This is a genomic window from Stenotrophomonas sp. LST15-1-1.1 (genome assembly GCF_040815575.1).
Taxonomy (GTDB): domain Bacteria; phylum Pseudomonadota; class Gammaproteobacteria; order Xanthomonadales; family Xanthomonadaceae; genus Stenotrophomonas; species Stenotrophomonas lactitubi_B.
Map to the genome: position 1 here is coordinate 355,609 of NZ_JBFPNJ010000012.1, position 21,272 is coordinate 376,880.

The window sequence follows — 21,272 nt, forward strand, 5'->3', positions numbered from 1 at the left end:
TCCCCGTCGGGCATGGCGGTGGCTGTGGCCATCGCCGTGCTCAGGCCTGGGTACCGCCGACGGTGATGCCCTCGATCAGCAGCGAAGGCTGGCCGACACCGACCGGCACGCTCTGCCCGTCCTTGCCGCAGATCCCCACGCCCTCGTCCAGGGCCAGGTCGTTGCCGACCATGCGCACCTTCTGCATGGTTTCCGGGCCGTTGCCGATCAGGGTCGCGCCCTTCACCGGCGCGGTGATCCGGCCATCCTCGATCAGGTAGGCCTCGGTAGCCGAGAACACGTACTTGCCGCTGGTGATGTCGACCTGGCCGCCGCCGAAATTGACCGCGTACAGGCCCTTCTTGACCGAACGGATCATTTCCTGCGGATCGTGCTGGCCGGCGCGCATGTAGGTGTTGGTCATGCGTGGCATGGTCATGTGCGCGAACGATTCACGCCGGCCGTTGCCGGTCGGCGCCACGCCCATCAGCCGCGCGTTGAGGCTGTCCTGCATGTAGCCGACCAGGATGCCGTCCTCGATCAGCGTGGTGCACTGGGTCGGATGGCCTTCGTCATCGATGTTGAGCGAACCACGCCGCCCATCCAGGGTGCCGTCGTCGACGATGGTCACGCCCGCGGCGGCCACGCGCTCGCCGATCCTGCCGGCGTAGACACTGGTGCCCTTGCGGTTGAAGTCACCTTCCAGGCCATGGCCGACCGCCTCGTGCAGCAGCACGCCCGGCCAGCCCGGCCCCAGCACCACCGGCATCACCCCGGCCGGCGCCGGCACAGCTTCCAGGTTCACCAGTGCCTGCCGCAGCGCCTCGCGGGCGAAGGCTTCCGGGCGGCCATCGGCAAACAGCACTTCATAGCCATAGCGACCACCGCCGCCGGAATAACCCGACTCACGGCGACCGTTCTGTTCAACGATCACCTGCACGTTCAAGCGCACCAGCGGGCGCACATCGGCGCCCAGCACACCATCGGTGCGGGCAACCAGCACGGTATCGACGCCACCGGAAAGGCTGACCATCACCTGCTTCACGCGCGGGTCGGCCGCGCGCAGGTAACCGTCCAGGCGCTTGAGCACCTCGACCTTGGCTTCGTTGCCGATGCCGTCGATCGGGTCCAGTGCCGGATACAGCACGCGCGCATCGCCGCGCAGCAGCGAGCGTCCGGTCTGTGCGCCACCTTCGCGCGAGATCGCACGTGCCGACTGCGCCGCAGTCAGCAACGCACCGGCGTGGATGTCATCGGAATAGGCAAAGCCGGTCTTCTCGCCGGCAATCGCGCGCACGCCCACGCCCTGCTCGATGGAATGGGCGCCGTCCTTGACGATGCCGTCCTCCACGCTCCAGCTTTCGCGCCGGGCGTGCTGGAAATACAGGTCGCCGAAGTCCACACCGGGGCCGAGCAGTTGGCCGAAGGTGCGCTCCAGGCCAGCGGTATCCAGGCCACCGGGGCGCAACAGGCGATCTTGGGCAAGCGTCAGGGCGTTGTCAGTCATGGTCTCGATCTGGGGGTGTGAAGGCGGCCAGGCAAGCCCGCCGGGGGAAACGGAGACGCCGGGCTCAACGCGGCGGCGAGGGTTCGGTAACGGTCGGCGGCACGGCCGGCAACGGCGGCATGCGCGGCGGCGGTGCTGGCGCGGGAGCGCGTTCGCGGCTGCGTTCGATCACTTCCACCTTGGGCTCCTTCCACGGGCCGGTCACCTTGTAGGTGCGGGCGCCGATCTCGCCCAATGGCTTGGACAATACCGCATTGGTGGCGGCGCCCAGCGCCGCGCCGACCGGGCCGCCGGCCACCGCGCCGACCACGGTCAGCAGGTTGCCCGCGCGCGGGTTGACGTCGATGGTCTGGTCGAACTGCTGCTTGCGCAGGTCGGCTTCGCCACGGATGGTGATGTTCGCTGCCGGCCCTTCGATCAGAACCTTGTCGGTACGCGCCATGCCCTCGCCGAACTGCACGCTGCCTTCGACCTGGTTGAACGCGAAGCCCTTGGAGAAGAAGTCGCGGAAGTCGAACATCAACCGCCGCGGCAGCTGGGCGACGCTGAGCAGGCCCAGCACGCGGCCGGCACCCGGTTCCAGCTCCAGCAGCTGGCCATTGCGGGCATTCACATCGAGCTGGCCCTGCAGGTTGCCCAGCTGGAAATCGGAAGGACCACCCGGCCACGACGCCTGCAGCTGGGCATGGCCAGAGCCGCCGCGCAGCTGGCCGCCGTAATCGAGATTCTGCAGCAACCCGCCGAGGTCTTCACTGCGCACCTGCGCATCAAGCGCGGTGCGCGAGCCGCCGCCCTTGCCGAGCCAACGGCCACGGATGTCGATCTCCTGGCTGGGGGCACGGAAGCGTAGTTCTTCCACGCTCAGGCCATTGGCGATCGGCCGCGTGCGCAGCACTGCCTGGCCCAGCACGACCTTGCCGAACTTCAGGTCGGCGATGTCCAGTGCGAACGGCGGCAGCTTGGCCGGGTCCATGTCGTCGGCACCGGCCTGCACCCGTGCCGGTGCCGCGGTGGCTCCGGCAAGGGTCGGCAACGATTGCCAGTACACCCGCTCGAGCTGGCCGCTGATGGTGCCGCCATCGGCGTTGGGTACGGTCAACTTGCCAGCCAGCGAGGGGCCATCCAGGCGCACGTCCAGCGCCTGCGGGCCGGGGTGCAGCTGCAGGCGGGTCTGCTCGAACACGCCGCCGATCAGCATCAGCTGGCCGACCTGCACGTCCACTGCACGCAGCGGCATCGGATCGCCATCGCCACCGGCGCCACGGGCCAGGCCGATCCATTCCAGTGCATCCAGGGTCGGGCTGCGGCCATTGATGGTCAGCCCGCTGGGCGGCGGTTCGCGGTCCACACGGTCGCTGCCGAGGGTGACCTGCACGCCGGTCTGGTTGTTGTGGCTGCGCGCAGCCAGCGCCAGACGCTGGCCAAATGCCACGTCGATGCGGCCAGCGCCCATCGGCAACTGCGCGGCCACGGTGGTCGGCAGCGGCTCGCTGGCGGGCTTCTGCAGCGGTGCCGGCAGGTCCAGGCGGGTGCCCACCAGGTCCGAACGCAGGCGCAGCTCACTTGGCGGCGCAGGCGATCCCGGTGCAACCTTCGGCAGATTCACCGCGATGGTCCACGGCGAGGTGCCATTGATGTAGGGCTTCAGCCAGGCCATTTCCGGTGCGCGGTCGATCAGCACGCCCGCGTCGAGCGTGGCGGCCAGTTCCGATTCAAAGGCCAGCTTGGGGTCACGCACGAAACCACCGGCGCGCAAGCTCAGCCGGCCGTCCTGGCCGAGATGGCGCACCGCCAGTTCCTCGGCGGCGAAGCCGGCGTTGCTGTAGCGGGCCTGCCCGCGCATGTTGTCGAATTCCAGCTGGAAACGCTTTTCGACCAGCTTCAGCCCAGCCAGGTCCACGGTGCCCTGCAGGTGGCCACCACCTTCGTCATGATGCAGAGGCTGCAGCAGGTCGAAATGCACCTTGGCCGGACCGCTTGCCGCGAGGTTGTCCAGGGTGTCGCCATATTCCTTGTGCAGCGGACTCTGCCTCAGCATTGCCAGCAGCTTGCCGGCATCGCCCTGGCTGTCGGCGAGCACGTACAGCGGTTGCTGGCCGAAGTCCTGGATGCCGGCTTCGAATTTCTGCACTGCGACACCAGCCAGATCGCCGCGGCCCTGCATGTGGAAACCGGGGCCGATGAAGGCGACATCGGCGTCCACCTGGCTCATCAACGGCCAGTCGTGCTGGAAGCGGATGTCGCCATTGGTGATGTGGCCGGTCGCCTCGAAGCGGCCATCGTTGTTGTCGAACGGCCAGTCGTCCAGGTCACCGCTGACCAGGCCGATGCCGTTGCGCACCTGGCCACCGGCCAGGGCCATGTCCAGCCAGTCGGTGGCGCCCTTGCTCATTTTGGAATGGATCCAGAAACGCTTGGCGGCGGTCATCGGCACGTCGTCCAGCTTGGCCGCCAGCTGCATCCACGGCCGGGTGCCATCGCCCTGGAACCAGAGGCCACCGCGCACGTCGGCGGCGTAGTCGGTGCCTTCCACGCGCATCGCCGGGGTGCCGATGCGCCAGCCGCCGGCCTCGTCGCGCCAACCGACGATCTGTCCGGCCAGATGCAGATCGTGGCGCACGCCGAAACCGGTCGGCCAATCGAACTGCAGCTGCCGTTGCGGCTGCAGCTGCAGGCTGAAGCCATCGGCATCGCCCTCGAAGCGGCCGCCCAGGCCACGCAGGCCAGGCGAGTTGCCAACGCTGGCAAAGCCCAGCGACTGCAGTTCGCCCTGTACCCACAACGGGCCATCCTGCTGACCGCGCACCTGCAGCTGCGCCACGTCCAGCTGCGGCTTGGCCAGGTACAGCCAATGGCGCAGGCCCGCATCCAGGCGGTCGCTGAGTGCCAGCGCGCGCAGCGCGATACCCGCCTGCGCCGCACCGGCCTGCACCTGCATCTGCTTGCCCATCCGCACGTGCAGGCCGTCCAGCTGCTGCTGTCTGCCATCGGCCTGCAGGCGCAGGCGCGGCACCTGCAGCGCCCAACCGTCTGCCGTCCGCTGCCAGCGCAGGCGCGCCTGCAGACGTTGCAGCTGCATCTGCGGAGCCGCGATGCCGGGCATCGGCGCGCCTTCGATACGCAGATCACGCAGATCCGAATCGGTGGTCAGCGCCACCGGCGCGAAATCACGCAGGGTCAGCCACAGGTTGAGTTCGCCCTTGCCCTCGCGCAGGCGCATGCCACCGGCCGCCAGCAACGGCGACCAGGCGCGGAAATCGATCGGATCGGCGCCCACCCAGGCCTGGCCGTTGCCGCGCTGGCGATCCAGGTCCAGCACCGCAGTCAGCGGCAAAGCGTCGGTCTGTGCCCAGGCACGCACGCCCACCCGCAGGCGGTCGCCATCCACGCGCAGGCGCAGGTCGATGCGCGGCAGGGTGGTGTCCACGCCCAGCGCAGGTGCATGCACGCCCAGGCGGCCGCCAATCACCTGCAGTTCGCCCAGCCGGCGCAACGCGTCCAGTGGATCGCCGCCAGCACTGGACTGCGGCAGGCCACGCACCGACCAGCGCCCATCGGCAGCCTGCTGCAGATCCAGCGCCAGGCCGCGCAGGCGTAGTTCGGTCAGCGAGCGGCCCGGCAACAGGCCGCTGTACATCGACACCAGCACTTCGGCTTCACCGATGGCCAGGCCCTGGCCCGCGCCGATGCGCAGGCCCTTCAACTGCAGCAATGGACCGCGACGGGTCCAGGTGGTGTCCAGGCGTTCGAAGCGCACCGGCTGTCCGGCACGCGCGCTCAGCCAGGCCGCGATCCTGTCCGGATGGCGCTCAGCCAGCGGCAGCAGCTGGCTGAAGGTGCCGACCAGCAGGGCAAGCCCGACCAGGCCGACCGCGCATGCGGCGATGAAATGACGGCGGATCCTTCGCAGTCGCAGGCGCGGCGGCGCGCTCATCGGCCACCGAAGGCGGACAGTCGGCCTGGATCAGAGCAGAACAACATCGAACTGCTCCTGCAGGTACTGCTCATCCGCCTGGAAGCGGATGCTCTTGCCGAGGAACTCCTCCAGCTCGGCCACGGCCGTGGATTCCTCATCGGTGATCCGCGCCACCACCTTGCTGGAGGCGATCACCAGCAGGCGCGCGGCATCGAACTGGCGCACCGCACGGGTGATCTCGCGGAAGATCTCGTAGGTCACCGTTTCGGTGGTCTTGATGGTGCCGCGGCCACTGCATTGCGGGCAGGTTTCCGACAGCTGGCGCTCCAGGCTCTCCACCGTGCGCTTGCGGGTCATCTCCACCAGGCCCAGCGGCGAGAAGTCGTACACCGTGGTCTTGGCATGGTCGCGGGCCAGTGCCTTCTCCAGGGTGCGCAGCACCTGGCGGCGATGTTCGGCGTCATCCATGTCAATGAAGTCGATGATGATGATGCCGCCCAGGTTGCGCAGGCGCAGCTGCCTGGCCACCGCCTGCGCGGCCTCCAGGTTGGTCCGGAACACGGTTTCTTCCAGATTGCGCTGGCCGAGGAACGAGCCGGTGTTGACGTCGATCGTGGTCATCGCCTCGGTCTGGTCGATCACCAGGTAGCCACCGGACTTCAGCGGTACCTGCTTGTCCAGCGCACGGCCGATCTCGTCCTCGACCCCGAACATGTCGAAGATCGGACGATCGCCGCTGTACAGCTCGATCTTCTCGGCCAGCACCGGCATGTACTTGGCCACGAAGGCCTGCAGCTGGGCGAAGGTCTCCTTCGAGTCCACCTTCACCTTGTCCACGTCCTTGCGGATCAGGTCGCGCACCGAACGCAGCGGCAGGCTCAGGTCTTCATAGATGTTGCTGCACGAGGCCGCCTCGCGGCCGCGGCGCTCGACCACGTTCCACACCCGTGACAGGTAGGCGATGTCTTCGGCGATGGCCTCGGCCGGCTGGCCCTCGGCATTGGTGCGCACGATGTAGCCGTAGCCGCCATGCTGGGCCGACAGCTCGGTCACCAGCGCCTTCAGCCGCGCGCGCTCGCCTTCGTCCTCGATGCGCGCCGACACGCCCACCACCTTCGACTGCGGCAGCAGCACCATGTAGCGCGAGGGAATGCTGATCTGGGTGGTCAGGCGTGCGCCCTTGGTCCCGATCGGATCCTTCACCACCTGCACCACGATGTCCTGGCCGTCGCGCAGCAGCTCCACGATCGGCACGCTGGAGGGTGGCGGCAGGGTCGTGTTCTCGGTGTCGGCACTGGCTACCGGCGCCGGCCGCACCACGTCGTTGGCGTGCAGGAACGCGGCGCGTTCCAGCCCCACTTCGACGAATGCCGCCTGCATGCCCGGCATGACCCGCTGCACCTTGCCCTTGTAGATGTTGCCGACCACACCCCGGCGCCAACCGCGCTCGATGTGCAGTTCCTGCAGCATGCCGTTCTCGATCACCGCGACCCGGGTTTCGCGCGGGGTCACATTGACCAGGATTTCCTCAGACATCGGCAGCCTCCCTGGCGGCATCAGCAGTTGGGGCCAGCACGCCGCAGCGGGCCAGCAGACGATCGGTATGCAGCAACGGCAGCCCCATGACACCGGAGTAGCTGCCGGAAAGGTGTTCGATCCAGCGTTCGGCGCCGCCCTGGATGGCATAGGCACCCGCCTTGTCCAGCGGCTCGCCGGTGGCGACGTAGGCGGCGATGTCGGCCGCACCCATCGCGGCGAAGGTGACCTCGGAAACGACCAGTTCGCTGTCCAGCCCCTGCGCGTCCACCACCACCACGGCAGTCATCACCTGATGGGTGCGCCCGGCCAGCCGCGCCAGCATCGCCCGGGCGTCGGCAGCGTCGGCCGGCTTGCCGAATACGTCACCATCGAGCACCACTTCGGTGTCCGAGCCCAGCACCCGCGCCTGCGGGTCATCGGCCAGCACCCGCGCCAGGCCGGCGCGCGCCTTGTCGGCGGCGACCCGGCAGACATAGTCCTGGGCACTTTCAGAGGCCGCGCGCTGCTCGACAACCTCCAGGTCCAAAGCCTGGAAAGGGCGTCCGAGTCGGGCCAGCAGCTGGTTGCGTCGGGGGGAGCGGGAAGCAAGATAGAGCATCGACACAGCATAACCTGACGCCGGTACCTGAATCGTCGGACAATCCGTCCCCGGCGCCTGCAACCCCGAACGGACTCACAGCGCGTTCATCGCTACGACACCACCCTCACCGCCACAACAAGGAGATCCCATGCGCCGCACCGCCACCCCGCTGCTGCTTGCCCTGTCCCTCGCTCTTGGAGCTTCGATGACCGCCCATGCCGACCCGTCGTCGCCGTCGATCGCCGCCCCGGCCGAAGGCACGCTGCTGAACATCTCGGCCAACGCCGAAGCCACCCGCGTGCCGGACGTGGCCACCCTGTCGGCCGGCGTGGTCACCCAGGCCGCCGACGGCAACAGCGCCATGCGCCAGAACGCCCAGCAGATGGACAAGGTACTGGCTGCGATCAAGGCCGCCGGCATCGCCGAGCGCGACGTGCAGACCAGCGGCGTCAGCCTCAACCCGCAGTACCGCTATGCCGACAACGAAGCACCGAAGATCACCGGCTACCAGGCCAGCAACACCGTCAGCCTGAAGGTCCGGGACATCGCCAAGCTCGGCAAGGTGCTGGATGCGCTGGCCGCGCAGGGCGCCAACCAGATCAACGGCCCGCAGTTCGAGATCGACCAGCCCGAACCGGTCTATGACGAAGCCCGCCTGGCGGCACTGAAGAAGGCCCAGGCCCGCGCCCAGACCTATGCGAAATCGCTTGGCCTGCAGGTGCGCCGTATTGTCAGCATCTCCGAGAATTCCGGTGGCGGTTTCCGCCCGATGCCGATGATGCGCGCGCAGGCCGCCGGCATGGCCATGGACAAGGCCACCCCGGTCGCCCCGGGTGAGTCGACCGTCTCGGTGAACCTGGACGTGGTGTTCGAACTGGGCCGCTGAGGCCCCTGCCCGCTTCCTGCAACGGCGCCCTGCGGGGCGCCGTTTTCGTTTCCGCCGCTGCCGGGTGCACCGCGCTAGATGAAGGCCAGCTCAACGCTGCCGCCCCTGCCTCTAGGCAGTGGTGGAGGCGGCGCGCTAATGATTGACTGCCAGCCGCGTGCGGCAACCCCGATGGCGGCCCTGGTGCGTTGAGGACTTCGACACTGGCATGGAGGTGGACCATGGTTCGTACGTATCCCGTAGTACCCCTGCACTTCGATCCCGCCCGCGTTGCCGCCTGGAGTGCGGCCATCGCCCTGCATCTGCTTGCGTTCCTGATGCTGCTGATCCCGGCGACCTACCAGGCCGTCACCGCACTTCCCCGCGACCAGACCACGATCCGGTTCATTCCCAAGGAAGAGCCCAAGCCGATCGAGCCGCTGCCGCTGCCGCCCAAGCCCGAAAAAGTGGAAGTGGTGCAGAAGAAGCAGGCCGTGCCGGCCCCGCAGACACTGCCCGCCCCCACCGCGACCGTCGAGGAGGCCCAGGGCATCATCCTGCCGGCCGCCGAGCCGACAGCGGTGCAGGCGGCACCGACGATCGCCCCGTCCACGCCGTTGGCCGGCGCCCAGCTGCAGTACCGCAGCAATCCGCCGCCAAGCTACCCGGTCCAGGCGCTGCGCAACCACGAGCAGGGCACGGTGCTGCTGCGGGTGGAAGTGGATCCCAGTGGCCAACCGGTGAACGTCAGCATCGAACGCAGCAGCGGCTCGCGCAGCCTGGACCAGGCCGCCCGCCAGCAGGTGCTGCGCCATTGGCGTTTCGTGCCGGCCGAACGTGACGGCATGGCCGTTCCGGCCATCGGCATGGTGCCGGTGCAGTTCTCCCTGCCCGACTGACCCAAGAGCCGGCCCGGCGCCTGCCGGGCCGGCAGTAACGGTGAATGGGCCGGAACAGGGCCAAGCTGCCCGGTTATTTGAAGTTCGTTGGAAATCCGTTACGAATTTAGTAAAACTTCACACCTTCGTCACCTGCTGGAAACCTAGATTGACGCGTCCCGGGACACACCGGAGACAGCCCTCAATGCTCGAGTTTTCCAGTCAGGAGAGAAGCTGTGAAACACCCGATCCAACGGCCCGCCAGCCGCCGCCATAACCACCTGGCATCGTCCATCACCCATATCCTCACCGGCGGCGCCCTGCTGCTGGCCGGCGCCGTGGCTTCCTCCTCTGCATTCGCGCAGGAGCAGGCCACCAACCTTGACCGGATCACCGTCACCGGTTCGAACATCCCGCGTACCAACACCGAGACACCGTCACCGGTGCAGGTGGTGACCCGCCAGGAAATCGATCGCACCGGCAAGACCACGCTTGCCGAGTACCTGCAGACCATCACCGCTGATGGCGCCGGCTCCATCCCCAAGACCTTCGGCAACGGCTTCGCCGGCGGCGGCGCCGGCATTTCGCTGCGCGGCCTCGGTGCCGGCTCGACGCTGGTGCTGTTGAACGGCCGCCGCATGGCCACCTACGGCCTGGCCGATGACGGCCAGAAGGTGTTCACCGACCTCAGCACCATTCCGCTCGACGCCGTCGAACGCGTGGAAGTGCTGAAGGACGGCGCCTCGGCGATCTATGGCTCCGACGCCATCGCCGGCGTGGTCAACATCATCCTGCGCAGCGACTTCCAGGGTGCCATCCTGCGTGCCTCGTACGGCCTGTCCGGTGACAGCGACGGCGACACCAAGAAGGCCACGCTGACCGCCGGTACCGGCGACCTGGCCAGCGATGGCTGGAACGCGTTCTTCAGCCTGGACGTCGGCAAGTCCGACGCCATCAAGATCAGCGACCGCAAGAACCGCAAGTGGATCGGCACCGGCGATACCCGTCCGTGGGGCTATGACGCCACCGACGCACAGTTCCTTGGCGGCGCCTACCTCAGCGGCCGCACCAACGGCGGCGTCGGTCCGAACGGCTCGGTGTTCAACAACGACGCCCCGTCGCCGCACCTGGTCGCCCTGCCGGGCTGTGCCAACCTGAGCACCATCCCGGGCCAGAGCGATGCAACTGCGGCGGCCCAGGGCTGCCTGTGGGATCCGGCCCAGCAGTACCGCGACCTGACGCCTGAAGAGAAGTACGTCAACGTGTTCGGTCGCGCCAGCTTCGCCTTCGGCGAAGGCGGCGAGGTCTACACCGAGATCGGCTACTCGAAGAAGGAAACCATCTTCAGCAACACCCCGTCCGGCGTGTCCGGCGGCTGGGGCTACCCCGGCGGCCCGGTCAACGCCAGCAGCGGCCCCGGCGCGACGATGCTGTATGCCGGCCACCCGGACAATCCGCTGCCCTACGCCGCGCGCCTGCGCTACAGCGCTTGGGATGTCGGCCCGCGCGTGACCAACAACACCAACGAGTTCAACCGCTTCCTGGTGGGCGTCAAGGGCAACTGGGGTGACTGGAGCTACGACACTGCCTACCTGCATTCGGGCACCGACCTGACCAACAAGCGCACCGGCTTCCTGCGCTACAGCTCCGTGCTGTGCGCGCTGGGCAACCCGAACTGCGCTGGCGGCACCTGGCGCATTGGCGACAACGCCAGCCAGAACTCGCAGGCGCTGTACGACTACATCTCGCCGACCATCAGCGCGCGCGCCAAGTCCAGCCTGGACATGTTCGACTTCACCATCTCGCGCAGCCTGATGGACCTGAAGGGCGGCCCGCTGGGCCTGGCGTTCGGTACCGAATGGCGCAAGACCAGCAACAGCCTGACCCCGCAGACCTACACCGACCAGGGTGACATCATCGGCCTGGGCTATTCGGCTTACGACGGCACCCAGAACGTGTATGCCGGCTACGTCGAGCTGTCCGCTCCGGTACTTGAGCAACTGGAACTGTCGGCCGCGCTGCGTTACGACAAGTACGAAAGCGGTGAAGGCAAGGCCACGCCGAAGCTGGGCGTGAAGTGGACCCCGGCCGACTGGATCGCCCTGCGCGGCAGCTACGCTGAGGGCTTCCGCGCACCGAACCCGGCCGAGAACGGTGACGGTGGCCTGGCCGCCTTCTCCAACGCACGCGATCCGGTGCGCTGCGCCATCGACCCCGCCGAGTGCACCGCGCGTTCGGTGGCCATCATCACCCGCCCGAACAAGGACCTGAAGCCGGAAGAGTCCAAGAGCTATTCGGTGGGCCTGGTGCTGCAGCCGACCTCCAGCACCTCGCTGACGGTCGATGCCTGGCAGATCAAGCGTACCAACGAGATCGTACAGGGCAGCACCGCCGCCGCCATCCTCGCCGGCAGCGTGCTGCGTGATTCCAACAACATCGGCGGCGTGGCCAACTCCGGCAGCATCCTGGCCGTCAACACCGGCTATGTGAACGCAAGCTCCTCGCGCGTTCGCGGCATCGACACCGATATCCGCCAGACCTTCGATATCGGCCCGGGCCAGTTGGAGATGGATCTGCAGTGGAGCCACATCCTGAAGTTCGAGCGTACCGAAGGCGGTGAAACCGTCGACTATGCCGGCACCCACGGCAACTGCGACGTCACCAACTGCATCGGCACGCCGAAGGACAAGATCAACTTCGGCACCACCTGGCGCCAGGGTGTATGGAGCGTCAGCGGCGTTGCCAACTACATCGCCAAGATGGACAACACCGACAAGCGCGGTGGCGACTACCAGGCGTTCTATGAGGACGGCACGCCGGTGACGAAGATTTCTTCGTTCACCACCTTCGATCTGTCCGGCCGCTGGAACATCACCGAAGCCTTCGAGCTCAACGCCTCGGTGGCCAACGTGTTCGACCGCATCGCTCCGCTCGATCCGACCACCTACGGTGGCGTGAACTACAACCCGATGCACTTCTCCGGTGCGCTGGGCCGTTACTTCACCGTCGGTGCCAAGTACACGTTCAAGTAATCCTGCAGCAGCGTCACCTGCAAAGGCCCGGGCCCCTGCCCGGGCCTTTGCTTTTTTCCGCACGCGACAGCGTCCATCATGGGAACCCCGACAGCTGCGGCGCGCGTGATGCCCTCTTCCAACCAACGCCTTGGCCTGGCCGCACTGACCGCACTGGTGGTCGGCTCGATGGTCGGTGCCGGCATCTTCTCGCTGCCGCAGAACGTGGCGCGCAGCGCCGGCCCGGCCGCCGCACTGATCGGCTGGGCAGTGAGCGGTGCCGGCATGCTGATGCTCGCCTTTGTGTTCCAGGCCCTGGCCAATCGTCGCCCCGACCTGGACACCGGCATCTATGCCTATGCACGCGCAGGCTTCGGCAACTACATCGGTTTCTCCGCCGCTTGGGGCTACTGGGTGGCTTCGGTACTCGGCAACGCCAGTTTCTTCGTCCTGATCTTCAGTGGCCTCGGCCACTTCGCACCGGTGTTCGGCGAAGGCAATACACCGGCCGCCATCGCCGCATCCTCCGTGCTGCTGTGGACCGTGCACCTGCTGGTACTGCGCGGCCTGCGTACCGCCGCGATCATCAACGGCCTGGTCACCGTGGCCAAGCTGGTGCCGATCGCGCTGTTCCTGGTGCTCGCGGCCGGCGCATTCCGCATGGACGTGTTCCGCGCCGACTTCTTCGGCGCTCCCGCGCTGGGCGACATGGGCCAGCAGCTGCGCGGAATGATGCTGGTCACCGTGTGGGTGTTCATCGGCATCGAAGGCGCCAGCATCTACTCGCGCCGGGCCACACGACGCGCCGATGTCGGCCGCGCCACCGTGATCGGCTTCATCGGCGTGTGGCTGCTGCTGGTGCTGGTCAGCCTGCTGTCGATGGGCGTGCTGTCGCAGGCCGAGCTGGCGGGCCTGCCCAATCCCTCGATGGCCTATGTGCTGCGCGCGATCGTTGGCGAATGGGGCGCGACGGTAATCATCATCGGCTCGATCATCTCGGTGCTGGGCGCGCTGCTGGCGTGGGTGCTGCTGTGCGCCGAAGTGCTGTTTGCCGCCGCTGGCGATGGCACGATGCCGGCATTTCTCGGCCGCGAGAACGCGCGCGGCGTACCTGCCAATGCGCTGTGGCTGAGCAACGGGCTGATCCAGCTGTTCCTGCTGCTGGTGCTGTTCAATTCGGGCAGCTACACCAGCCTGGTGCTGCTGGCGGCGTCGATGAGCCTGGTGCCGTACTTCCTGTCCAGCGCATTCGGCGTGAAGCTGGCCTGGCAGGGCGAGGCCTACGCCAGCGCGGCGGGGGCCCGCTGGCGCGACTTCATCGTCGCGCTGCTGGCCAGCGCCTATGCGCTGTGGCTGGTGTATGCCGGTGGCCTGCACAACCTGCTGCTGTCGGTGCTGCTGTATGTGCCGGGCGTGGTGCTGTACGCAGTGACCCGGCGCCAGCGCGGCGAGCAGGTGTTCACACGTTGGGAATGGGTGCTGTTCGGCGCGATCCTGGTGGTGGCGATCACAACGCTCATGGCGTTCTGGAAAGGCCAGCTGACGCTGTAGAGCCGAGCCCGCGCTCGGCTTCGCGCAGGCAGCCGAGCATGGCTCGGCTCTACAACCGCCGTTTCGTCAGCATGCCGATGTCGTGCATCCAACGCTCGGCCATGCCGGGCCATGCCGACACCGGCGCATCTTTCAGGCGCAGGCCGAACGCGTGACCACCGCGTGCGAACAGATGCATTTCCACCGGCACGCCGGCATCGATCAGCGCGCGCTGGTAGGTCAATGCGTGACGGACATCGTCCGTCGGGTCGTCGGCGGCCTGCACGATGAATGTCGGCGGCACCTTGGCATCCACCACGATGTCCTTTTCCAGCGAATCATCCTTGCGTACCCAGAGATGCCCCGGATACAGCAGCATCGCGAAATCCGGCCGGCTGGACTGCGTATCCGCCGCATCCAGCGCTGCATAGCTGCGCTGCGGATGCGTGCTCAACCCGGCCACCACATGGCCGCCGGCCGAGAAGCCGATTACCCCCACCCGTTGCGGATTGATCTTCCAGTGCGCGGCCTGCGCACGCAGCAGGCCCATTGCCCGTTGCGCATCCTGCAATGCCATCGGCACGGCCGGGATGTCGCGGCAGTTGCATTCACGATTCCAGTTCGGCCCCGAGGCCGGTACGCGATACTTCAGCAGTGCGCAGGTGACGCCCTGTGCGGTGAGCCAATCACAGATCTCGCTGCCTTCCAGGTCCATCGCCAGCACGTTGTAGCCACCGCCCGGTACCACCATCACTGCGGTGCCGCTGGGCCGGCCTTTCGCTGGGAACACGGTGAGCGTGGGTACGGCCACGTTCTGCACCATCATCCAGTGCTCGCCACTGGCCTTGGAGACCGTCTCGCTGACCTGCTCGGGACCTTTCAGCTTCGGCGGCGCCATCACCTGGCCATCGGGCCAGAGCGGCAGTTCCGTAGTGCCAGCCGGCGGTTGCCAGGTGGTTGGCGCGGCAGCTGGTGCAGCTAACGGCTGCAAGGCCAGCAGCAGTGAAACAGCGAAGCCGATCGCGCGCATCGTCAACATCCACGTGATGAAACCGCATTGTAGAGTCGGGTTCGCTCGACAGAGTGCGCGCAGTGCATCCACGCATGCCGTGGATCTACCCGCGCACGCGATTGCATGACGCGGCAACAACAAAAAAGGCCTGCATCTTGCGATGCAGGCCTCTTGAATGTGGCGCCCGAAGTTGGACTCGAACCAACGACCCCCTGATTAACAGTCAAGTGCTCTAACCGGCTGAGCTATTCGGGCAGACCGCCAGTATAACGACTCTTCACGCGCGATGGTAGGGGTGATTGGCCAACATCGCAGCGGCGCGATACAACTGCTCGGCCACCACCAGCCGCACCAGCATGTGCGGCAACGTCAGCGGGCCGATCGACCACTTTTCATCGGCCAGCGCAGACACTTCCGGCGAATGGCCTTCCGGCCCACCAATCAGGAACGCCAGGTCCCTGCCCTGTCCACGCCAGTGCTCCAGGCGCTGCGCCAGCTGTTCGGAACTGAGCTGGCGGCCCGGTACGTCCAGTGCAACGACATAGGCATTCTTCGGCAACGCGGCGATCACCCGCTTGCCTTCGTCTTCGGTGGCACGACGTGCGTCCCGCCCTTTGCCGCGCAGGCCGGGCTCGATCTCCACCAGCTCGAAGGGCAGCCAGTGCGAGAGCCGCTTCTGGTACTCGGCAAACCCCTGCGCCACCCAGCTGGGCGCGCGTTCGCCAGTGGCGATCAGGCGGGCTTTCATCAACATTCCTCCAAAACGTCGACGGCGCCATCGGCGCCGTCGAAAACCGCATCAACGAATGGCTCAGGCCACTTCGTCGTCGTCGTAGGACGGCGGCTGGTCGCCAACGGTCCACAGGCGCTCGAGCGCGTAGAACTCGCGCACGCGCGGCAGCATCACGTGCACGATGACGTCGCCCAGGTCGACCAGCACCCATTCGGCTTCACGCTCGCCTTCAACACCCAGCGGCATGACGTCGATGTTCTTGGCGAAGCGCACGACTTCGTCGGCGATGGACTTCACATGGCGGGTAGAAGTACCCGACACGACCACCATGTAGTCGGCGACGCTGGACTTGCCGCGCACGTCGATCTCGACCGGGTCCTTGGCCTTCAGGTCTTCGGTGGCTTGACGGACGCTGGCCAGCAGTTCCGGCACGGAGGGCGGCGGGCTGGGCAGATCGACCTTGATGGTCTGGGGCTGGGTCTGGTTGCTCAAAGCGGGTCGACTCGATAAACGTGGGGGCGATTATACGGCCACAGCGCGGCAACCGTATTCACGAGGTGGCGGAGCGGTACAGGCCGTGGCCAGAAACATAGTCGGCCACCGCCGGCGCCAGCATGGCCCGCCAGGGGCCGCCTGCGGCGATCTGGGCGCGGACGGCACTGGCCGATTCCTCGCGCAGCGGGTGGTGCAGGCGCAGGATGCGGCCGGCCGGGCTGGCAAACAGGGCCTGCTCGTTGTCGGCCCAGCGGCCCTCGGTGGCCTGACCCAGCGCGCCATCGACGCTGGCCCGCAGCGGACTGCCCGGACGCTCGGCGACGATGAAATGGGCCAGCCCGAACAGCGCCTGCCACTCATGCCAGCTGGGCAGGCCGAGCAGGCTGTCGGCCCCCACCAGCCACGCCAGCGGGCGGCTGGGGCCAAGTTCGGCACGCAGTTCGCGCAGGGTGTCGACGGTATAGGACGGCCGGCCGGGAGAGCGCGCGGCCCGATCCAGCTCATGACGGTCCAGCAGCAGGCCCGGCTCATCGCCGATGGCCAGGCCGAGCATGGTGCAGCGTTGTTCGGCGGTCGCGCCCGGCACCGCACGGTGCGGCGGGTCGGCGGCAGGCAGCATGCGCACCGCCACCTGCAGTTCATCGCGTGCAGCGCGCGCGATCGCCAGATGGCCCAGATGCACCGGGTCGAAGGTGCCCCCGTAATAGATCCGCAGGCTCATGGATCAGGCCCGGGCGAGCAGCCGCACCGCGCGTGCCTCGGCCACCGCCACCAGCAGGCGCTCAAGTGCAAGCCAGGCGTCGCCGTCGGCGCGCCCCTTGGCGATGCGGTCAACCAGCCCGGCTTCGGCTACGAAACGCTCCCAGCGCTTGCCTTCCGGATGCCGCTGCAGCGCGCGCTTGTAGGGTGCCTGCCGCGATTCCCAGATACCGCGGGATTTCATTTCCGCAGCCAGATTTCCGCCGCGTGCCTGTACCCGCGCCAGGCCGGCACCGGCCAGCAGCTCGCGGATCACGATCGGCATCAGCGCGGCCACAGCCTCGCCCTCACCGCGCAGGCCGGCCAGCATCCTCAGCACCGCCTGTGGCTGGCCGGAGAACGTCGCCTCCACCAGCCGGAACACGTCGTAGCGGGCGGCATCGGCCACCAGCGATTCCATCAGTTCCACGTCCAGGGTCTGGCCATCGGCCAGCAGTGCGAGCTTGTCGATCTCCTGCGCCGCGGCCAGCAGGTTTCCTTCCACGCGCTCAGCCAGGCGCTGCACAGCAGCGGGCTCGGCGCGCAGCCCCCTGCTGCGCAGGCGCCGCTCGATCCAGTCCGGCAGCTCGTGTGGCTTGATCGCCCAGGCCACCGACAGCACGCCGACACGGTTCACCGCCTCGGCCCACTTGCCCTGGTGGGCCTTGCTCCATTCATTGGCGGTGATCATCAGGATCACGTCCGGCGCCGGGTTGGCGCAGAACTGGCTGATCACCTCGCCACCTTCCTTGCCCGGCTTGCCACTGGGCAGGCGCACTTCCACCAGGCGGCGGGCACTGAACAGGCTGGGGGCGTGGAAACTGGCGTCGAGCTGGTTCCAGTCGAAGTCGCGGCCATCGGCGTCGAACACCTCGCGCTCGTCGATGCCGGCCGCGCGTGCCCTGGCACGCACGGCGTCCGCCGCCTCCAGCACCCGCAGCGTTTCCGGACCGGCGATCAGATAGACCGGCGCCAGCGCCGTGTCAGCGCCCTGCCCGGCCAGCTGTTCCGGTCGCAGTTCCATCAGGCGCCCGGCTCAGCGCTGGACGGCGGGTGCGGGCTCGACCGGATCGTGCTCGACCGGCTTCGGCGCCGACAGGCTGCCGCCCTTTTCCAGTTCGGCGCGGACCACGCTGTCGATGCGGCGGATGATCGAGGCCGACATTTCGCGGCGCAGTTCGTCAGCCAGGATCTCGCGTTCGGTGGTGGTACCGGTGGCGTCGGTCGGCGGCGACACGTAGTCGCGCGACAGTTCGATCACCTGCTGCGGCACCAGCTCGCTGCCATCTTCGCGGCGGAAGATGAAGATCACCGCATAGCGCAGGCTGTATTCCTGCGCGCGGCCCTGCGAGTCGATGGCGATGGGCAGGTCGCCCCAGCGTTCGGACAGCACCTGCAGCTGGGCATTGGGACCCTTGCTGTCCTCATCGGCCAAGCGTGCACCGGAGGCCAGGAGGCTGCGGTTCAACAGCTTGACCAGTTCGCTGTAGGGTGCGGTGGATACCACCTTCACCGGCGCCGTATCGGTCGGCAGCATCAGCTTGTTGCGCAGGTGGAAACCACAGCCGGCGAGGCCGAGGGCGAGAACGAGGGCAAGCAGGATTCGGGTCATGGAGACAGTCTGGCGGAGCCGGGCGATCACGGCAACAGACAGGGTGCCCGAGGCCGCGTGAACGCAGGGCCATCGGCCGGGCACGCCCGGCGTGGCGACAATGCACCGGCCACCAGGGTGGCGGCCGGTGCCGGGTACATCAGGCAGCGACGATGTTCACGATCTTGCCGGGAACGATGATGATCTTGCGCACCGTCAGGCCTTCCAGGAACTTGGCCGCGTTCGGCTCGGCCAGGGCCAGCGCTTCGATCTGCTCGCGCGCGGCATCGGCGGCGACCTCGATGGTGCCACGCAGCTTGCCATTGACCTGCACGGCCAAAGTCAGCGCATCGCGCACCAGCGCACTGCTGTCGGCCTGCGGGAACGGCTGGTCTTCCAGCAGCGTTTCGCCATGGCCCAGTACCTGCCACAGGGCGTGGCTGGCATGCGGGGTGATCGGGTTGAGCAGCAGCACGATGGCCTGCAGTGCTTCCTGGCGCACGGCGCGCCCCTGTTCACTGCCGTCCTCGAACTTGGCCAGCGCGTTCATCAGCTCCATCACCGCGGCAATGGCGGTGTTGAAGCTGTGGCGGCGGCCGTAGTCGTCGCCGACCTTGCCGATGGTCTCGTGGGTCTTGCGGCGCAGGGCCTTCTGGCCGGCATCCAGCGCGGCCGCGTCGAGCGCCGGTGCGGCACCCTCGGCAGCGTGCTTCTGCACCTGTGCCCACAGGCGGCGCAGGAAGCGGGCCATGCCGTCCACGCCGGCTTCGTTCCATTCCAGCGACTGTTCCGGCGGTGCAGCGAACATCGAGAACAGGCGCACGGTATCGGCGCCGTACTTGCCGACCATCGCCTGCGGGTCCACGCCGTTGTTCTTCGACTTGGACATCTTCTCGGTACCACCGACCACCACCGGCTGACCGTCGGCGATCAGGGTGGCGCCGGTGATGCGGCCGCGCTCGTCGCGCTGCACTTCCACATCGGCCGGGTTGATCCAGTCCTTCGAGCCGTCCGGGTTCGGGCGGTAGTAGGTCTCAGCGATCACCATGCCCTGGCACAGCAGGTTCCGCGCGGGTTCGTTGCTGTCCACCATCCGCGCGTCGCGCAGCAGCTTGTGGTAGAAGCGGAAATACATCAGGTGCAGGATCGCGTGTTCGATGCCACCGATGTACTGGTCCACCGGCAGCCAGTAGTTGCCGCGCTTGTCGACCGCATCGCGGGCGCCCGGCGAGGTGTAGCGGGCGTAGTACCAGCTCGACTCCATGAAGGTGTCGAAGGTGTCGGTCTCACGCTCGGCCGCACCGCCGCAGTCCGGGCAGGTGGTCTTGCGCCATTCCGGATCGGTCTTGATCGGCGAACCGGTACCGGCGAACGCCACGTCTTCCGGCAGCACCACCGGCAGCTGGTCTTCCGGCACCGGTACCGCGCCACACTTGTCGCAGTAGATCACCGGAATCGGGCAGCCCCAGTAGCGCTGGCGGCTCACGCCCCAGTCGCGCAGGCGGTAGTTCACCCGGCGCTGTCCCTGGGCCTTGCGCTCGAACCGTTCGGCCAGCGCCTCGAAAGCGCCCTGGAAGTCCAGTCCGTCGAACTCTTCGGAGTTGACCAGTTCGGTCTCGCGGGTCTTGTCGCCGTACCAGTCCTGCCAGCGCGTCGCGTCGTAGGCGCCTTCGTCCTTGCGCAGCGACTTCAGCGCGATGACCTGGCGGATCGGCAGGTTGTACTTGTTGGCGAATTCATTGTCGCGCTGGTCGTGGCCCGGTACGGCCATCACCGCGCCGGTGCCATAGCCCATCAGCACGAAGTTGGCGACCCACACCGGCACCTGGGCACCGGTAACCGGATGCACAGCGCGCAGACCGGTATCCATGCCGCGCTTTTCCTGGGTCTCCAGCTCGGCCTCGGACACGCCGCCCTGCTTCATTTCCGACAGCAGCGCAGCCAGTTCCGGGTTGTTCTTCGCGGCATGCAGCGCCAGCGGATGTTCGGCCGCGATCGACACGAAAGTCACGCCCATCACGGTGTCCGGGCGGGTGGTGAACACGCGCAGCGGATCCAGTGCGGCACCATCGACGTCGCGCACGTCGAACTGGATTTCCAGCCCTTCGGAGCGGCCGATCCAGTTGCGCTGCATGGTCTTGACCGACTCCGGCCAGCCGTCCAGCTCATCCAGGCCGTCCAGCAGTTCCTGGGCGTAGTCGGTGATGCGCAGGAACCACTGCGGGATCTCGCGCTTTTCCACAAGCGCGCCGGAGCGCCAGCCACGGCCGTCGATGACCTGCTCGTTGGCCAGCACGGTCTGGTCGACCGGGTCCCAGTTCACCACCGCGTTGCGGCGGTAGGCCAGGCCCTTGCGCATCAGGCGGGTGAACATGCGCTGCTCGTGGACGTAATAGTCCGGGCGGCAGGTGGCGAACTCGCGCGACCAGTCGATGGCATAGCCCAGCGACTGCAGCTGGCTGCGCATGTGGTCGATGTTCTTGTAGGTCCAGGCGGCCGGCGCGGTCTTGTTCTTGATCGCAGCGTTTTCCGCCGGCAGGCCAAACGCGTCCCAACCCATCGGCTGCAGCACGTTGTGGCCGGTCATGCGCTTGTAGCGGCTGATCACGTCGCCGATCGTGTAATTGCGCACGTGGCCCATGTGCAGCGCACCGGACGGATACGGAAGCATCGACAGGCAGTAGTACTTCGGCTTGTCCGAGGCTTCATCGACCTCGAAGGCACGGGTAGCGTCCCAGTACTTCTGGGCGGCGGATTCAACCTGCTGCGGATCGTAAACGTTGGGTTCGACGCTGGTCATGTAACACGCGGTTGCGGCGGCAAAGCGGTACAGCGTACCGCAGTGCGGCAAATGGCTCCAATCCCGCCTGCCGGGCCGGCGCGCGGCGAGGCGCTGGA

At 67.3% G+C, this 21,272-nt stretch carries 15 protein-coding genes and 1 tRNA gene; 4 read left to right on the forward strand and 12 right to left on the reverse strand.

What is annotated here, in order from left to right:
• Positions 1 to 40 precede the first annotated feature (40 nt).
• The 4 genes from tldD to MRBLST15_RS09395 form a co-directional block, all read right to left on the reverse strand.
• Positions 41 to 1,486, reverse strand: a complete 1,446-nt coding sequence (gene tldD, locus MRBLST15_RS09380) for a metalloprotease TldD (protein WP_367785763.1) — start codon at positions 1,484 to 1,486, stop codon at positions 41 to 43.
• Positions 1,487 to 1,550: 64 nt separating this feature from the next.
• On the reverse strand, positions 1,551 to 5,420 hold the full coding sequence (locus MRBLST15_RS09385; protein WP_367785764.1) for a YhdP family protein: 3,870 nt from the start codon (positions 5,418 to 5,420) through the stop codon (positions 1,551 to 1,553).
• A 30-nt stretch (positions 5,421 to 5,450) separates the two neighbouring features.
• Complete coding sequence (rng, locus tag MRBLST15_RS09390) at positions 5,451 to 6,938, reverse strand: ribonuclease G (RefSeq protein ID WP_025879287.1); 1,488 nt, start codon at positions 6,936 to 6,938, stop codon at positions 5,451 to 5,453.
• Positions 6,931 to 7,539 (reverse strand): Maf family nucleotide pyrophosphatase, encoded by a 609-nt coding sequence (locus tag MRBLST15_RS09395; protein WP_265953493.1) that lies wholly within the window; start codon positions 7,537 to 7,539, stop codon positions 6,931 to 6,933. The genes rng and MRBLST15_RS09395 overlap by 8 nt, the downstream gene beginning before the upstream one ends.
• Before the next feature lie 130 nt (positions 7,540 to 7,669).
• Between MRBLST15_RS09395 and MRBLST15_RS09400 the strand changes: the two genes are divergently transcribed.
• From MRBLST15_RS09400 to arcD, 4 genes are all read left to right on the forward strand, one after another.
• Entirely contained in the window at positions 7,670 to 8,407 is a 738-nt protein-coding gene (locus tag MRBLST15_RS09400) for an SIMPL domain-containing protein (protein WP_265953492.1), read from the forward strand.
• Positions 8,408 to 8,628: 221 nt separating this feature from the next.
• Positions 8,629 to 9,285, forward strand: a complete 657-nt coding sequence (locus MRBLST15_RS09405; protein ID WP_367785765.1) for an energy transducer TonB — start codon at positions 8,629 to 8,631, stop codon at positions 9,283 to 9,285.
• 215 nt (positions 9,286 to 9,500) lie between these two features.
• Entirely contained in the window at positions 9,501 to 12,296 is a 2,796-nt protein-coding gene (locus MRBLST15_RS09410; RefSeq protein WP_312705778.1) for a TonB-dependent receptor, read from the forward strand.
• Between the two features lie 108 nt (positions 12,297 to 12,404).
• Entirely contained in the window at positions 12,405 to 13,826 is a 1,422-nt protein-coding gene (gene arcD, locus MRBLST15_RS09415; RefSeq protein WP_265953489.1) for an arginine-ornithine antiporter, read from the forward strand.
• A 49-nt stretch (positions 13,827 to 13,875) separates the two neighbouring features.
• Here arcD and MRBLST15_RS09420 read toward each other — a convergent pair whose 3' ends face one another.
• The 8 genes from MRBLST15_RS09420 to leuS all read right to left on the reverse strand — a co-directional run bounded on the left by MRBLST15_RS09420 (position 13,876) and on the right by leuS (position 21,174).
• Positions 13,876 to 14,835, reverse strand: coding sequence for an alpha/beta hydrolase (locus MRBLST15_RS09420; protein WP_367785766.1), 960 nt, complete (start codon positions 14,833 to 14,835; stop codon positions 13,876 to 13,878).
• A gap of 160 nt (positions 14,836 to 14,995) precedes the next feature.
• Positions 14,996 to 15,072, reverse strand: a tRNA-Asn gene (locus MRBLST15_RS09425).
• A 22-nt stretch (positions 15,073 to 15,094) separates the two neighbouring features.
• Positions 15,095 to 15,565: a 23S rRNA (pseudouridine(1915)-N(3))-methyltransferase RlmH gene (gene rlmH, locus MRBLST15_RS09430; protein ID WP_025879294.1), complete on the reverse strand. Its 471-nt coding sequence runs from the start codon at positions 15,563 to 15,565 to the stop codon at positions 15,095 to 15,097.
• Positions 15,566 to 15,628: 63 nt separating this feature from the next.
• Positions 15,629 to 16,042, reverse strand: a complete 414-nt coding sequence (gene rsfS, locus MRBLST15_RS09435) for a ribosome silencing factor (RefSeq protein ID WP_025879295.1) — start codon at positions 16,040 to 16,042, stop codon at positions 15,629 to 15,631.
• Between the two features lie 58 nt (positions 16,043 to 16,100).
• Positions 16,101 to 16,766, reverse strand: a complete 666-nt coding sequence (gene nadD, locus MRBLST15_RS09440) for a nicotinate-nucleotide adenylyltransferase (RefSeq protein ID WP_205406224.1) — start codon at positions 16,764 to 16,766, stop codon at positions 16,101 to 16,103.
• Positions 16,767 to 16,769: 3 nt separating this feature from the next.
• On the reverse strand, positions 16,770 to 17,807 hold the full coding sequence (holA, locus tag MRBLST15_RS09445) for a DNA polymerase III subunit delta (RefSeq protein ID WP_367785767.1): 1,038 nt from the start codon (positions 17,805 to 17,807) through the stop codon (positions 16,770 to 16,772).
• 12 nt (positions 17,808 to 17,819) lie between these two features.
• Positions 17,820 to 18,395, reverse strand: coding sequence for an LPS assembly lipoprotein LptE (gene lptE, locus MRBLST15_RS09450; RefSeq protein ID WP_367785768.1), 576 nt, complete (start codon positions 18,393 to 18,395; stop codon positions 17,820 to 17,822).
• A 139-nt stretch (positions 18,396 to 18,534) separates the two neighbouring features.
• On the reverse strand, positions 18,535 to 21,174 hold the full coding sequence (gene leuS, locus MRBLST15_RS09455; protein WP_265955963.1) for a leucine--tRNA ligase: 2,640 nt from the start codon (positions 21,172 to 21,174) through the stop codon (positions 18,535 to 18,537).
• Positions 21,175 to 21,272 lie beyond the last annotated feature (98 nt).

Excerpts from the sequence above, each read along its gene's own strand:
- MRBLST15_RS09385 (WP_367785764.1), bottom strand. The coding sequence starts at position 5,420 with ATGAGCGCGCCGCCGCGCCTGCGACTGCGAAGGATCCGCCGTCATTTC.
- lptE (WP_367785768.1), bottom strand. The coding sequence starts at position 18,395 with ATGACCCGAATCCTGCTTGCCCTCGTTCTCGCCCTCGGCCTCGCCGGC.
- tldD (WP_367785763.1), bottom strand. The coding sequence starts at position 1,486 with ATGACTGACAACGCCCTGACGCTTGCCCAAGATCGCCTGTTGCGCCCC.
- MRBLST15_RS09400 (WP_265953492.1), top strand. The coding sequence starts at position 7,670 with ATGCGCCGCACCGCCACCCCGCTGCTGCTTGCCCTGTCCCTCGCTCTT.
- rlmH (WP_025879294.1), bottom strand. The coding sequence starts at position 15,565 with ATGAAAGCCCGCCTGATCGCCACTGGCGAACGCGCGCCCAGCTGGGTG.
- rng (WP_025879287.1), bottom strand. The coding sequence starts at position 6,938 with ATGTCTGAGGAAATCCTGGTCAATGTGACCCCGCGCGAAACCCGGGTC.
- leuS (WP_265955963.1), bottom strand. The coding sequence starts at position 21,174 with ATGACCAGCGTCGAACCCAACGTTTACGATCCGCAGCAGGTTGAATCC.
- holA (WP_367785767.1), bottom strand. The coding sequence starts at position 17,807 with ATGGAACTGCGACCGGAACAGCTGGCCGGGCAGGGCGCTGACACGGCG.
- MRBLST15_RS09395 (WP_265953493.1), bottom strand. The coding sequence starts at position 7,539 with ATGCTCTATCTTGCTTCCCGCTCCCCCCGACGCAACCAGCTGCTGGCC.
- nadD (WP_205406224.1), bottom strand. The coding sequence starts at position 16,766 with ATGAGCCTGCGGATCTATTACGGGGGCACCTTCGACCCGGTGCATCTG.
- MRBLST15_RS09405 (WP_367785765.1), top strand. The coding sequence starts at position 8,629 with ATGGTTCGTACGTATCCCGTAGTACCCCTGCACTTCGATCCCGCCCGC.
- MRBLST15_RS09420 (WP_367785766.1), bottom strand. The coding sequence starts at position 14,835 with ATGCGCGCGATCGGCTTCGCTGTTTCACTGCTGCTGGCCTTGCAGCCG.
- arcD (WP_265953489.1), top strand. The coding sequence starts at position 12,405 with ATGCCCTCTTCCAACCAACGCCTTGGCCTGGCCGCACTGACCGCACTG.